The sequence below is a fragment of the Cellulosimicrobium sp. G4 BAM 1002 genome, from assembly GCF_057126935.1.
Genome location: NZ_CP182109.1, coordinates 3365698 through 3378026, shown reverse-complemented (window position 1 = coordinate 3378026; position 12329 = coordinate 3365698). Strand labels below are relative to the sequence as shown.

The following is a 12329-nucleotide window of genomic DNA, read 5'->3' as shown; positions in this document are numbered from 1 at the left end:
GGTTCCGTGCGGAGGTGGTCGTCGTGCGATGGGTCGTGACGGGTTCGGCGGGCATGCTCGGCGTGGACCTGGTCGAGGCGGTGCGCGCGCAGGGGCACGACGTCCGCGCGCTGGACCGGTCCGTGCTCGACGTGACCGACGCGGTCGCCGTCGACGCGGCGATCGTTGGCGCGGACGTGGTCGTCGGTTGCGCGGCCTACACCGCGGTCGACGCCGCGGAGGACGACGAGGCGGAGGCGTTCAGGGTCAACGCCGTGGGCGCGCAGCACGTCGCTCGCGCGGCAGCCCGGCACGGGGCGCGCCTCGTGCACGTCTCCACGGACTACGTGTTCGACGGTACCCGCGCTGCCGGTGCGGACGAGCCCGTCCCGGAGAGCGCGCCGCTCGCCCCGCGGTCCGCCTACGGGCGCACGAAGGCGGCGGGAGAGTGGGCGACGCGCGTCGAGCACCCGGGTGCCCTCGTCGTGCGGACCGCCTGGTTGTACGGCGCGCACGGCGCGTGCTTCCCCCGGACGATCGCACGCGTCGCCCACGAGCGCGGCGCACTCGACGTGGTCGACGACCAGGTGGGACAGCCGACATGGACCGTCGATCTCGCCGACCTCGTCCTGCGCCTGGTGGCGGCCGACGCGCCCGGTGGCGTGTACCACGGCACCTCCTCCGGCGCGGCGTCGTGGTGGGACCTCGCGCGCGAGGTCGTCGGCTCGGCAGGGTTGGACCCGGCGCTCGTTCGTCCCACGACGACCGTCGCGTTCCCGCGCCCGGCGCGACGGCCGGTGTGGTCCGTGCTCGGGCACGATGCTCTCGACGCGGCGGGGGTCGTGCCCATCGGTGACTGGCGCGAGCGATGGCGCACGGCGGCGCCGACGGTCCTCGGCCCGACTGCGGGCACCTCGACCGGCGGTGACGATGCTGCTCACGCGTCGAGGAGCGAGAGCAGGTAGGTGCCGTAGCGCGAGCTCAGCCTCGTGGCGCGGTCGCGCAGCTCGTCGTCGCTGAGGAAGCCGCGCCGCCACGCGACCTCCTCTGGTGCACCGATCTTGAGGCCCTGCCGGTTCTCGATCGTGCGGACGAAGTCGCTCGCGTCCAGCAACGAGTCGACGGTGCCCGTGTCGAGCCACGCTGTCCCGCGCGGGAGGACCTCGACGTGGAGCCTGTCCTGCCGCAGGTAGTGCAGGTTGACGTCGGTGATCTCGTACTCGCCGCGGGCCGACGGTGCCAGACCCCGCGCGACGTCGACGACGTCGCCCGAGTAGAAGTAGAGACCGGGCACCGCATAGCTGCTCCGAGGCCGCGCGGGCTTCTCCTCGATGCTGAGCGCCCGCCCGGACTCGTCGAACTCGATCACCCCGTACGCGGTCGGGTCCGCGACGCGGTAGGCGAAGACCGCCCCACCGTCGACGTCCGCGAACCGCTGCAGCTGGTCGCCGAGTCCGGGACCGTAGAAGATGTTGTCGCCGAGGACGAGCACCGCGGAGTCGCCCGCGAGGAAGTCCTCGCCGAGGACGAAGGCCTGCGCGAGCCCGTTCGGCTCGGCCTGCACGGCATAGGTGATCGAGACGCCGAACTGCGAGCCGTCCCCGAGCAGGCGCTCGAACGCGGCCGCGTCGTGGGGTGTCGTGATGACGAGGACGTCGCGGACACCGGCGAGCAGGAGGGTGGACAGCGGGTAGTACACCATCGGTTTGTCGTAGACGGGCAGGAGCTGCTTGCTCACGCCGAGGGTGATCGGGTGCAGCCGCGTGCCCGCACCGCCGGCGAGGATGATCCCCTTCACCTCGGAAGGCTCTCACGGCAGGCCGGGCACTCGTCGGGTGAAATGCCGGCCGACAACCCGGGTGCGAGGGGACGGTCGATAGACTCGCGGGACCAATCGGGCGTTCCAGGGAGGTCGTCGGTGCGGATCCTGGTCACCGGCGGGGCCGGTTTCATCGGGGCCAACTTCGTCCGTCGGACGCTCGAGACGCGTCCGGACGCGGACGTCGTCGTGCTCGACTCGCTGACGTACGCGGGCGACGAGCGGTCGCTCGGCCCGGTACGCGATCGCGTGACGCTGCACGTCGGGGACGTGGCCGACGCCGACCTGGTCGACCGTCTCGTCGGCGCGGCCGATCTGGTGGTGCACTTCGCCGCCGAGTCGCACAACGACAACTCGCTCATCGACCCGTCGCCGTTCGTCCGCACCAACGTCGTCGGGACCTTCACCCTGCTGGAGGCCGTCCGACGGCACGACGTGCGGCTTCATCATGTGTCGACGGACGAGGTGTACGGAGACCTGGCGCTCGACGACCCGGGCCGGTTCACGGAGTCCACGCCGTACAACCCTTCCTCGCCCTACTCGTCGACCAAGGCGTCGAGCGACCTGCTCGTGCGTGCCTGGGTGCGCTCCTTCGGCGTGCGGGCCACGATCTCGAACTGCTCGAACAACTACGGCCCCTACCAGCACGTCGAGAAGTTCATCCCGCGCCAGGTCACCAACCTCCTCGACGGTGACCGGCCCAGGGTCTACGGCGCGGGTGCGAACGTCCGCGACTGGATCCACGTCGACGACCACAACGACGCTGTGTGGGCGATCGTCGACCGCGGGGCCGTCGGCGAGACGTACCTCGTCGGCGCGGACGGCGAACGGTCCAACCTCGAGGTCGTGCAGGACCTGCTGGAGATCTTCGGGCGCGACCGCGACGACTACGAGCTCGTGGCCGACCGCGCCGGTCACGACCTGCGCTACGCGATCGACGCGTCGCGCCTTCGTACGGAGCTCGGGTGGGCGCCGCGGTACGTGTCCTTCACGGACGGGTTGGCGCAGACCGTCCAGTGGTACCGGGACAACGAGGCGTGGTGGCGTCCCGCGAAGGCGCGCACCGAGGCGCGGTACGCCGCGACCGGGCAGTAGACGCTGGAACCGGCTCGTCGATGCTGTCGAGCGCGCCGATAGGGTGGACCGCGTGACGACCGACCTCTCCCACCTCATCAAGGCGTACGACGTCCGCGGCACGGTCCCGGACCAGCTGAACCCCGAGGTGGCGAAGGCCATCGGCGCGGCGTTCGCGCGGGCGGTGGTCCTTCCCGAGGCGCCGACCGGCGAGGGTGCCGCGCGGGCGAGCGCCGTCGTCGGGCACGACATGCGCGACTCGGGGCCGGTGCTCGTGGACGCGTTCGCCGCCGGGCTGGCGGAGGCGGGGGTGGACGTCGTGCGGATCGGGCTGTGCTCGACGGACGGGCTCTACCACGCGTCGGGCGTCCTCGGCGTGCCGGGCGCGATGTTCACCGCGAGCCACAACCCGGCCGTCTACAACGGGATCAAGCTGTGCCGCGCGGGCGCGCGGCCCGTGGGCCAGGACTCCGGTCTCGCCGAGGTCCGGCGTCTTGCAGAGAACTACCTCGACGACGGCCTGCCCACCGCAGCCGCCGCGCCCGGGACGGTCGTCGACCGCGAGATGCTCGCTGAGTACGCGGCGTTCCTGCGCGGCCTGGTCGACCTCTCCGGGATCCGGCCGCTCAAGGTCGTCGTCGACGCCGGCAACGGCATGGGCGGCTACACCGTCCCCGCGGTGCTCGGCACGGGCGCCGGGCTGCCGGCCCTCCCGCTCGACGTCGTGCCGCTGTACTTCGAGCTCGACGGCACGTTCCCGAACCACGAGGCCAACCCGCTCGACCCGAAGAACCTCGAGGACCTGCAGGCGGCGGTCGTCGAGCACGACGCCGACCTCGGGCTCGCGTTCGACGGCGACGCGGACCGCTGCTTCGTGATCGACGAGCACGGCGACCCGGTCTCGCCCTCCGCGATCACGGCGCTCGTCGGGCTGCGCGAGGTCGCGAAGGAGGTCGAGGCGGGTCGCACGCCGACGGTGATCCACAACCTCATCACGTCGCGCGCCGTCCCGGACCTCCTCGAGGCGGCCGGGGCGCGGACCGTGCGAACGCGCGTCGGGCACTCGTTCATCAAGGCGCAGATGGCGGACAACGACGCCGTGTTCGGCGGCGAGCACAGCGCGCACTACTACTTCCGCGACTTCTTCTTCGCGGACACGGGGATGCTCGCGGCCATGCACGTGCTCGCGGCGCTCGGCTCGCAGCCGCACCCGCTGTCCGTGCTCGGCGAGATGTACGAGCCGTACGTGGCGTCGGGCGAGATCAACTCGACCGTCGCAGACGTCCCGGCGGCCCGGGAGCGCGTCGTCGAGGCGTACGTGACCCAGCAGGGCGCCGGGCCGGTCGAGGTCGACGAGCTCGACGGGCTCACCGTCTCGCACTGGGACTCCCACCCGCAGTGGTGGTTCAACCTGCGCGCGTCCAACACCGAGCCGCTCCTGCGGCTCAACGTCGAGGCCGCGGACGAGGACATCATGGAGAAGGTGCGCGACGACGTCCTGTCGCTCGTGCGCACGGCCGACGACGAGGAGCGAGCATGAGCCTGCAGATCGACCCCTGGGTGCGCGAGGCGCTGCGGTGCCCGGTGACGGGCGCCCGGCTCGTGGACGGCGTCGGGCCGTCCGGCGAGCCGGAGCTGCACTCCACCGACCCGGAGCGCCCGCTGGCCTACCCGGTGCGCGACGGCATCCCCGTCCTGCTGGAGGACGACGCGCGCGAGCTCTGAGCGCCGGCCCCGGGCAGCACGGCTCGGCCCACGGAACGCACGAAGGCCGGCTCCTCTCGGGGAGCCGGCCTTCGTCGTCGGGCAGGAGGCGTCAGACGCCCGCGGCCTCCTTGAGGTCGTCGACGAACGTCGGGTTCTCCTCGAGCCACGCGTCGACGGCGGCGGCCTCGTCCGTGTGCTCGTCGGAGTTGAACATCATGTTCTCGAGCGAGAAGAGCTGCTCGTCGGTGAGGCTGAACGCGCCGAGCATCTTCGTCACCGTGGGGTAGCGCTCCTCGAAGTCGCTCGTGCCCCACATGTGGATCTTCTCGGCCTCGCCGAGCGCGCCCTCGGGGTCCTCGAGGTCGCGGACGGGGAACTCGTCGTAGGCCCAGTGCGGACGCCAGAGCGTGACGGCGATGTTCTCGCCCGCCTCGGTCGCGCCCTTGAGCTCGGCGAGCATCGCGGGGGTCGAGGAGATCGAGTAGTCCATGCCCTCGAGCCCGTAGGTGGGGATGACCTGGTCCTGGGTGATCTCGGTCAGGCCTGCGCCCGCCTCGATCCCGACGAGCTTGTTGCCGTACTCGTCGGACATCGCGGCCAGGTCCTCGAGGGACTGCGCGGGGGAGTCCTCGTTCACCGCGACGGTGAGCTTGGCGTCGTCGTACCAGTAGCCGAGGTCGGTGACCTCCTCGCCGTACTCCTCCTCGTAGCTGGCGTGGGTGTAGGGCAGCCAGACGTCGAGCGTGAGGTCGAAGTCGCCTCCGACGAGTCCCGTGTAGACGACGCCGACGTCGGCGGTCTGCGACTCGACCTCGTACCCCTCGCCCTCGAGGATCGCCGTCCACAGGTGGGAGACGGCGATGCCCTCGTCCCAGCCCGACGGGATGCCCAGCGAGATCGAGGACTCGTCCTCGCCGGTGGACGAGGCGCCGTCGTCGCTGCCGCCGGAGTCGGAGGCGCAGGCGGAGAGCCCGAGCCCGAGGACGGCGGCCGTGGCGACTGTGACGGTGCCGCGGGCGGTGCGGCGGGTGGTGCGGGTGCGTGCGGGGGTCATGCTTTCCTTCCTTGGGCCCGTGCGGGCCCGGCGGTCGTGCCCGACGGCGTGCGGGCCGGCGGACGGGTCCCGGCGCCCAGGCGCCGGGCGCGGTTCAGACGCGGGCTGCGGCGAGCGCGCGGGCGACGGGGGCGCGGTCGCCGAGGGCGGACGTCACGCGGTCGAGGAACATGGCGAGGATGACGACGGCGAGACCGGCCTCGAAGCCGAGCGCGACGTTGACGCGCTGGAGCGCGGCGACGACGTCCTCGCCGAGCCCGCCGGCGCCGACCATGCCCGCGATGACGACCATCGAGAGCGACAGCATGATGACCTGGTTGACGCCGGCCATGATCGTCGGCATCGCGAGGGGCAGCTGGATCTGGCGGAGGATGCGTCCCGGGGTCGAGCCGAACGCGTGGCCCGCCTCGACCACCTCCTTGTCGACCTGCCGGATGCCGAGCTCGGTGAACCTGACACCGGGTGCCATCGCGAACACGATCGTGGCGATGATCCCGGGGACGGGTCCGGTGAGGAAGATGACGACGGTCGGGATGAGGTAGACGAACGCGGGCATCGTCTGCATGAAGTCGAGCACGGGCCGCACGACCGCGGAGACGCGGTCGTCGCGCGCGGCCCAGATGCCGAGCGGGATGGCGATCGCGAGCGCGAGCACCGCGGCGAGCAGGACGAGGGCGAGGGTGTCCATCGCGTTGTCCCACTGGTCGACGCCGGCGATCACGACGAAGCCGACGAGCGAGCCGAGGCCGAGCTTCCAGCCCTTCGCGAGGAACGCGAGGCCGGCGAGCACGATCGCGACGACCCAGAACGGCGGCGACGACAGAGCGGCGTCGAGCACGTCGTAGATGGCGACCAGGACGTCCTTGATGACCGCGAAGACCGGTCGGAAGACGGCCGTGAGCCAGTCGACGAACGCGTCGACCCACTCGCCGAGCGGGAGGCGGGGCACGAACGTGTCGTTCATCGCGCACCTCCCACGGTCGTCGCGTCGACGTCCGTACGGCCGTCCTCGGGAGGTGCGTCCTCCCCGGTCCGAGGACCGAGGTCGATCTCGCCGGTCCGTGGCTGGTCGGGCGGCACCATGGCCTCGAGCAGGGTGACCCTCGGGACGACGCCGACGAGTCGGCCCTCGTCGTCCGTGACCGCGACCGGGAGCGACGACTCCGCGGCGGGCGCGAAGATCTCGGCGAGCGGCGTGTCCGGGGAGACCGGGGAGACGCCGTCGTGCACGAGGTCCGCGATGGACTCCTTGCCGGCCTTGAGCGCGGCGACGGCGTCGTCGTCGCGCACGATGCCGTGCAGCACGCGCTGGCGGTCGACGACGTACGCGGCCGACACCTGCGCCTCGCGCATGGCGCGGCTCGCGAGGCGGGGACCGCCCGTGACCGGGACGACGACGGCGGGTCGCACCATCACGGACGACGCGGTGAGGACGCGCGTACGGTCCACGTCCGCGACGAACTGCGCGACGTAGTCGTTCGCGGGGTCGGAGAGGATCTGCTCGGCGGTGCCGATCTGGACGATCCGGCCATCGCGCATGACGGCGATGCGGTCGCCCAGGTGCATGGCCTCGTTGAGGTCGTGCGTGATGAAGACGATCGTCTTGCCGAGGCGCTGCTGAAGGTCGAGCAGCTGCTCCTGCATCTCACGGCGAATGAGCGGGTCGAGCGCGCTGAACGCCTCGTCCATGAGCAGGACGTCGGTGTCGGCGGCGAGCGCGCGGGCGAGGCCGACGCGCTGGCGCATGCCGCCGGAGAGCTGCGACGGGAGCGAGTCCTCCCAGCCGCCGAGGCCGGTCAGCTCGAGCGCGGCGCGGGCCTTCTCCCGCCGCTCCGCCTTGCCCATGCCCTGGATCTCGAGCGGGTAGGCGGCGTTGTCGAGCACCGTGCGGTGGGGAAGCAGCGCGAAGTGCTGGAAGACCATGCTCACGCTGCTGCGGCGCAGGGCACGCAGCTCCTTGGCGTCCGTGGCCGCGAGGTCCGTGCCGTCGACGAGGACGTGCCCCGACGTCGGCTTCCACAGGCCGTTGAGCATGCGGATGAGCGTCGACTTGCCCGAGCCGGACAGTCCCATGACGACGAAGATCTCGCCGCGCCGGACGTCGAAGCTCGCGTCGATCACCGCGGCGGTGCCGAGCGGCTTGACGTCGTCGCGCGACGCGCCCTGCTCGAGCCGGCGGATCGCCTCGACCGGTCGGCGGCCGAAGACCTTGTAGACGTCGCGCACGGAGACGGCGACGTCGGTGGGTGGGGGTGTCGTCGGCACGGACGGCTCGGCCGTCGTGCCGGTGCGGTCTGGCGGGGTGATGCTCGGTGCAGTCATGCGGGCGGGGCTCGCCACCTTCCGTGGGGGACCGGCACGTCCCGCGCGAGGACGGCGCCAGAGGGGAGTCAGGCGGCGGCGTCTCGGGGGCGTGGCACGTGACCCGCGACCACGCGGCGTGGTCGCCGCTGCCGTGACAGGGCGGGCGGCGCGCTCGGCGCGCAGGGGACACGTGCTGGTCCGACGTCGATCGGTACCCCGGCACCCTGCCTGATTCGAGGTTCAACTTCTACCGAGGGGACTCGCGGCAGGGCTGTTTCCAGGCCGTTTCTTGACCATGGATCGTTGCGAGGATGCGGATCCCACGCCATCGCGGATCGTTATCTGTTTGTGATCTTGAGATGGTCAAGGATTCGTGTTACGCGCGCGCTCGCGCGCGCCGGACGACGCGGTCGCGATCTCGGGCGGCGTCGTCGGTAGGCTGGTCCGGAGGCGGGCGAGACCCTGCCCGGCGCGGACGGGAGCCCCCAGCGCACGTCAGCCGGCCGGCGGCCGGTCCCGAGAACGCACAGGAGAACCATGTCCACCACAGCGCCAGCAACGACGTCGGGAACCTCGGGGACGACCCCGGGCTTCGACGAGCTCCCGGGCCGGTACAAGGTCCGCGACCTCTCCCTCGCGGAGGCGGGGCGCCACCAGCTCCGCCTCGCGGAGCACGAGATGCCCGGCCTCATGGCGCTGCGCGCCGAGTACGGCGACTCCCAGCCGCTCGCGGGCGCGCGCATCGCGGGGTCGCTGCACATGACCGTGCAGACAGCCGTCCTCATCGAGACCCTCGTCGCGCTCGGCGCCGAGGTCCGCTGGGCGAGCTGCAACATCTTCTCGACGCAGGACGAGGCGGCGGCCGCGGTCGTCGTCGGGCCGCACGGCACGGTCCAGGACCCGCAGGGCGTGCCCGTCTTCGCATGGAAGGGCGAGAGCCTCGAGGAGTACTGGGACTGCACCGAGCAGATCCTCGTGTGGCCGGGCGAGGCGGGCGGCCCGAACCTGATCCTCGACGACGGCGGCGACGCGACGATGCTCGTCCACCTCGGCCTGCAGTACGAGCGTGCGGGCGTCGTGCCGCCGGACACGCTCCCGGGCGAGCCCGACCACACGCACGAGATGAACGTCGTGCGCGCCGTCCTGCGCCGCGCGCTCGACGCCGACCCCCTGCGCTGGACGACGATCGCCCAGGGCATCCAGGGCGTCACCGAGGAGACGACGACCGGCGTCCACCGCCTCTACCAGCTCGCCGAGGCCGGTGAGCTGCTGTTCCCCGCGATCAACGTCAACGACTCGGTCACCAAGTCGAAGTTCGACAACAAGTACGGCATCCGCCACTCGCTGCCCGACGGGATCAACCGTGCCACCGACGTCCTCATGGGCGGCAAGGTCGCCTTCGTCGCCGGTTACGGCGACGTGGGCAAGGGGGCGGCGGAGGCGTTCCGCGGCCAGGGCGCGCGCGTCATCGTCTCGGAGGTCGACCCGATCTGCGCGCTGCAGGCGGCGATGGACGGCTACCAGGTCGCCCGCATCGAGGACGTGCTGGACGAGGCCGACTTCTTCATCACGACCACGGGCAACAAGGACGTGATCCGCGCCGAGCACATGGCGGCGATGAAGGACAAGGCCGTCGTCGGGAACATCGGCCACTTCGACAACGAGATCGACATGGCGGGTCTCGCGGACCTCCCCGGGGTGACGCGCACGGAGATCAAGCCGCAGGTGCACGAGTGGACCTTCCCGGCGGGCGCCGAGCGACCCGCGCGGTCGATCATCGTCCTGTCCGAGGGGCGCCTGCTCAACCTCGGCAACGCGACGGGCCACCCGTCGTTCGTCATGAGCAACTCGTTCTCGAACCAGGTCATCGGCCAGATCGAGCTCTACCGGGACGCGGTCGACGCGGCGGCCGAGGGCCGGGAGCGGGCGTACGAGCGCCAGGTGTACCGCCTACCCAAGGTGCTCGACGAGAAGGTCGCACGCCTGCACCTCGATGCGCTCGGCGTCCGTCTCACCGAGCTCTCGCCGTCCCAGGCCGACTACCTCGGGGTCCCGGTCGAGGGCCCGTACAAGCCCGAGCACTACCGGTACTGAGCGGGCCGGGGCGGGGAGGACGAGCGCGCATGGACACTTCGCACGGTCCCGCACCGGACGATCCCGCCCCGGGGGGTTCCGACCCGGCCGAGCCCGGTCGGCCGAGTCCTGCGTCGACGCCACGCAGATTCCGGCCGCTGTGGCACCGGGTCGGCGACCGCTGGGAGCAGGAGCCCCCGCACGACCTGCTGTACGGCGCGGTCGTCGCCGGGTTCGTGCTCGCGGTCTCGAGCGTCCACGCGCCCTCGGGCGACCGGGTCGTGCTCGCCGTGTCCCTCGTCGCGATCGGCTACTGGTTCGCGCACTGCTACGTCGACGCCGTGAGCGGGCGGTTCCGCGACAGCGACCACGGTCTGTGGGAACGCACCCTCACGGCCATGCGACTCAACGTGGGGGTGCTGCTCGGTGCGGTTCCAGCGATCGTCGTCTACCTGCTCGCGTACGGGCTCGGTCTGGGGGTCGAGGACGCCGCACTCGTCGCGGTGTGGTTCACCGTGGCCATGCTCGGGCTCGTGGGCTTCCTCGCGTCGTACCGGGCCGGGGCACGAGGGGGGCAGCTCCTCGGCGAGACGCTGCTCGCCACCGCGCTCGGGAGCGTGGCCATCGCCGTCAAGTACCTGCTGCACTGACCCCTCCGCGCCGCTCGCTGGGCGCGTCGCACGAGCGAGGCGGGGGCCTCCGGCGGGGCGTCCCGGCCCGGGTGCGGTGGACGGCGGGAGCGCCCGGTCACGGCGTGATCCGGGGGTTGTCCCCACCCTGACGAGGCGGACGCCACCCTGTCGGTGCCTGCGGCTCCTCGACGAGACTGGCACCATGACAGCCGTGACCCCTGACCAGCCGAGCGTCCTCCCTGCGGGCGAGCCGACGTCGTCGGGCGCTTCGACCCCGGTGCCCGCCGGATCCGCGGCCGCGACGACCCCGACGACGTTCGCCGGCACTCGCCCCGACCCGCGGTACGTCGACCACCGCGAGCAGGTGTCCTTCCTCCGCGCACCGTTCGCAGGCCGGACCTGGCGCGAGTACGGCTACCTGTGGCTCGCGCTGCTGCTCGCGCCGTTCGGGTTCGCGTACGCGGTCTTCACGGTGTCGTTCACGGTCGGGATCCTCGCGACGGTCGTGGGGCTCGTCGTCGCGGCCTGGGTCGTGCTCGGCGGGCGTGGCTGGGCCTCGATGTACCGGTCGATGGCGCGCTCCATGCTCGCCGTCGACGTCGCCGCTCCGGCGCCCTACGTCCGGCCGCGCGGCTTCTGGCGCACGATGTGGAGCGGCCTCGGTGACGGACCGGGATGGAGGGCGCTCCTCTTCCTCGTCGTGACCCTCCCGCTGGCGATCATCTCGTTCGTCGTGAGCACGGTCTTCCTCGCGGTCGGTCTCGGCGCGATGACGCACTGGCTCTGGTCGCGGTGGCTGCCGCTCCAGCAGGCGAGCGACGGCTCGTGGCACCGCGGTGCCTCCTTCGGGACCGACTGGTTCGTGGACACCCCCGTGCGCCAGCTCGGGTTCGTGCTCGTCGGCGCGCTCTTCCTGTGGGTCTGGCCGCACGTCACCCGCGCGTTCGCGCGCCTCTTCCGCGTCCTCACCGTCGCCCTGCTCGGCCCGACGCTCTCGAGCCTGCGCGTCGCGGACCTCGAGGAGTCGCGCGGCCGCACCGTGGAGGACGCCGACGCGAAGCTCCGCCGCATCGAGCGCGACCTGCACGACGGCACCCAGGCCCGCCTCGTCGCCGTCGCGATGCAGCTCGGGGAGGCGAAGGAGCAGCTCGCGACGGGCGAGCAGGGTGACGCGCTCGAGCTCGTCGACCTCGCGCACTCCTCGACCAAGGAGGCCCTCGTCGAGCTGCGCGAGCTCGCTCGGGGCATCCACCCGCCGGCGCTCGACAACGGGCTCGCGGTCGCGCTCGAGACGCTCGCCGCGCGCTCCCCGCTCCCGGTCACGGTCGACGTCGACCCCGCGGTCGAGGCGTCGGGCCGGCTCGCGCCCGCGGTCGAGTCCATCGCGTACTTCTGCGTCGCGGAGCTCGTGACGAACGCCGTCAAGCACGCGCGCGCGACGGGGGTCTACGTGCTCGTCGAGCGGCAGGGCGAGGGTCGCGGTGCGCGCCTGCGCCTGCGCGTGCGCGACGACGGCCAGGGCGGCGCGCGCGTCGTGCAGCCCGGCTCGGACGGCCAGCGGTCCGGCCTCGCGGGTCTCGCGGAGCGCGTGCGCTCGGTCGACGGCACGTTCGAGCTCACGAGCCCCGTCGGCGGCCCGACGGTCGTCACGGTGCTCCTGCCCGCGCGGGTCTGACCGGACGACGTC

The 12329-nt window shown here is 72.2% G+C and carries 11 protein-coding genes; 7 read left to right on the top strand and 4 right to left on the bottom strand.

Annotation, left to right across the window (positions count from 1 at the left end; translation table 11 throughout):
- Nucleotides 1-23: 23 nt before the first annotated feature.
- Nucleotides 24-944, top strand: coding sequence for a dTDP-4-dehydrorhamnose reductase (gene rfbD, locus ACMXGY_RS15200; protein WP_483773818.1), 921 nt, complete (start codon nt 24-26; stop codon nt 942-944).
- Here the strand turns inward: rfbD and rfbA are convergent.
- Nucleotides 917-1777, bottom strand: a complete 861-nt coding sequence (gene rfbA / locus ACMXGY_RS15195) for a glucose-1-phosphate thymidylyltransferase RfbA (RefSeq protein ID WP_483773817.1) — start codon at nt 1775-1777, stop codon at nt 917-919. The genes rfbD and rfbA overlap by 28 nt on opposite strands.
- A gap of 120 nt (nt 1778-1897) precedes the next feature.
- Here rfbA and rfbB point away from each other — a divergent pair, with 120 nt between their 5' ends.
- The 3 genes from rfbB to ACMXGY_RS15180 are packed head-to-tail and all read left to right on the top strand — an operon-like array spanning nt 1898 to nt 4597.
- A complete protein-coding gene (rfbB, locus tag ACMXGY_RS15190) occupies nt 1898-2893 on the top strand; it encodes a dTDP-glucose 4,6-dehydratase (protein WP_483773816.1) in 996 nt (331 codons plus the stop codon).
- Between the two features lie 52 nt (nt 2894-2945).
- Nucleotides 2946-4412 carry a phosphomannomutase/phosphoglucomutase gene (locus tag ACMXGY_RS15185; protein WP_483773815.1) on the top strand — a complete coding sequence of 489 codons (1467 nt, stop codon included), beginning with the start codon at nt 2946-2948 and terminating at the stop codon, nt 4410-4412.
- A complete protein-coding gene (locus tag ACMXGY_RS15180; RefSeq protein ID WP_483773814.1) occupies nt 4409-4597 on the top strand; it encodes a Trm112 family protein in 189 nt (62 codons plus the stop codon). Before ACMXGY_RS15185 ends, ACMXGY_RS15180 begins: the two co-directional genes overlap by 4 nt.
- 91 nt (nt 4598-4688) lie before the next feature.
- Here ACMXGY_RS15180 and ACMXGY_RS15175 read toward each other — a convergent pair whose 3' ends face one another.
- The 3 genes from ACMXGY_RS15175 to ACMXGY_RS15165 form a co-directional block, all read right to left on the bottom strand.
- Nucleotides 4689-5633 (bottom strand): glycine betaine ABC transporter substrate-binding protein, encoded by a 945-nt coding sequence (locus ACMXGY_RS15175; RefSeq protein ID WP_483773813.1) that lies wholly within the window; start codon nt 5631-5633, stop codon nt 4689-4691.
- A gap of 94 nt (nt 5634-5727) precedes the next feature.
- The gene (locus ACMXGY_RS15170; RefSeq protein ID WP_483773812.1) at nt 5728-6597 is read right to left on the bottom strand and encodes an ABC transporter permease; all 870 of its coding nucleotides are present in this window, start codon (nt 6595-6597) and stop codon (nt 5728-5730) included.
- Nucleotides 6594-7955 (bottom strand): quaternary amine ABC transporter ATP-binding protein, encoded by a 1362-nt coding sequence (locus ACMXGY_RS15165; protein WP_483773811.1) that lies wholly within the window; start codon nt 7953-7955, stop codon nt 6594-6596. Before ACMXGY_RS15165 ends, ACMXGY_RS15170 begins: the two co-directional genes overlap by 4 nt.
- Before the next feature lie 519 nt (nt 7956-8474).
- Here ACMXGY_RS15165 and ahcY point away from each other — a divergent pair.
- The 3 genes from ahcY to ACMXGY_RS15150 all read left to right on the top strand — a co-directional run bounded on the left by ahcY (nt 8475) and on the right by ACMXGY_RS15150 (nt 12317).
- The gene (gene ahcY / locus ACMXGY_RS15160) at nt 8475-10031 is read left to right on the top strand and encodes an adenosylhomocysteinase (RefSeq protein ID WP_483773810.1); all 1557 of its coding nucleotides are present in this window, start codon (nt 8475-8477) and stop codon (nt 10029-10031) included.
- A gap of 29 nt (nt 10032-10060) precedes the next feature.
- Nucleotides 10061-10660 (top strand): hypothetical protein, encoded by a 600-nt coding sequence (locus ACMXGY_RS15155; RefSeq protein ID WP_483773809.1) that lies wholly within the window; start codon nt 10061-10063, stop codon nt 10658-10660.
- Between the two features lie 184 nt (nt 10661-10844).
- Nucleotides 10845-12317 (top strand): sensor histidine kinase, encoded by a 1473-nt coding sequence (locus tag ACMXGY_RS15150; RefSeq protein ID WP_483773808.1) that lies wholly within the window; start codon nt 10845-10847, stop codon nt 12315-12317.
- Nucleotides 12318-12329 lie beyond the last annotated feature (12 nt).

Bases quoted from the DNA above. Each gene is read 5' to 3' on its own strand.
- ACMXGY_RS15180 (WP_483773814.1), top strand. From the start codon at position 4,409: ATGAGCCTGCAGATCGACCCCTGGGTGCGCGAGGCGCTGCGGTGCCCG.
- ACMXGY_RS15175 (WP_483773813.1), bottom strand. From the start codon at position 5,633: ATGACCCCCGCACGCACCCGCACCACCCGCCGCACCGCCCGCGGCACC.
- ACMXGY_RS15170 (WP_483773812.1), bottom strand. From the start codon at position 6,597: ATGAACGACACGTTCGTGCCCCGCCTCCCGCTCGGCGAGTGGGTCGAC.
- ACMXGY_RS15165 (WP_483773811.1), bottom strand. From the start codon at position 7,955: ATGACTGCACCGAGCATCACCCCGCCAGACCGCACCGGCACGACGGCC.
- ahcY (WP_483773810.1), top strand. From the start codon at position 8,475: ATGTCCACCACAGCGCCAGCAACGACGTCGGGAACCTCGGGGACGACC.
- ACMXGY_RS15155 (WP_483773809.1), top strand. From the start codon at position 10,061: ATGGACACTTCGCACGGTCCCGCACCGGACGATCCCGCCCCGGGGGGT.
- ACMXGY_RS15150 (WP_483773808.1), top strand. From the start codon at position 10,845: ATGACAGCCGTGACCCCTGACCAGCCGAGCGTCCTCCCTGCGGGCGAG.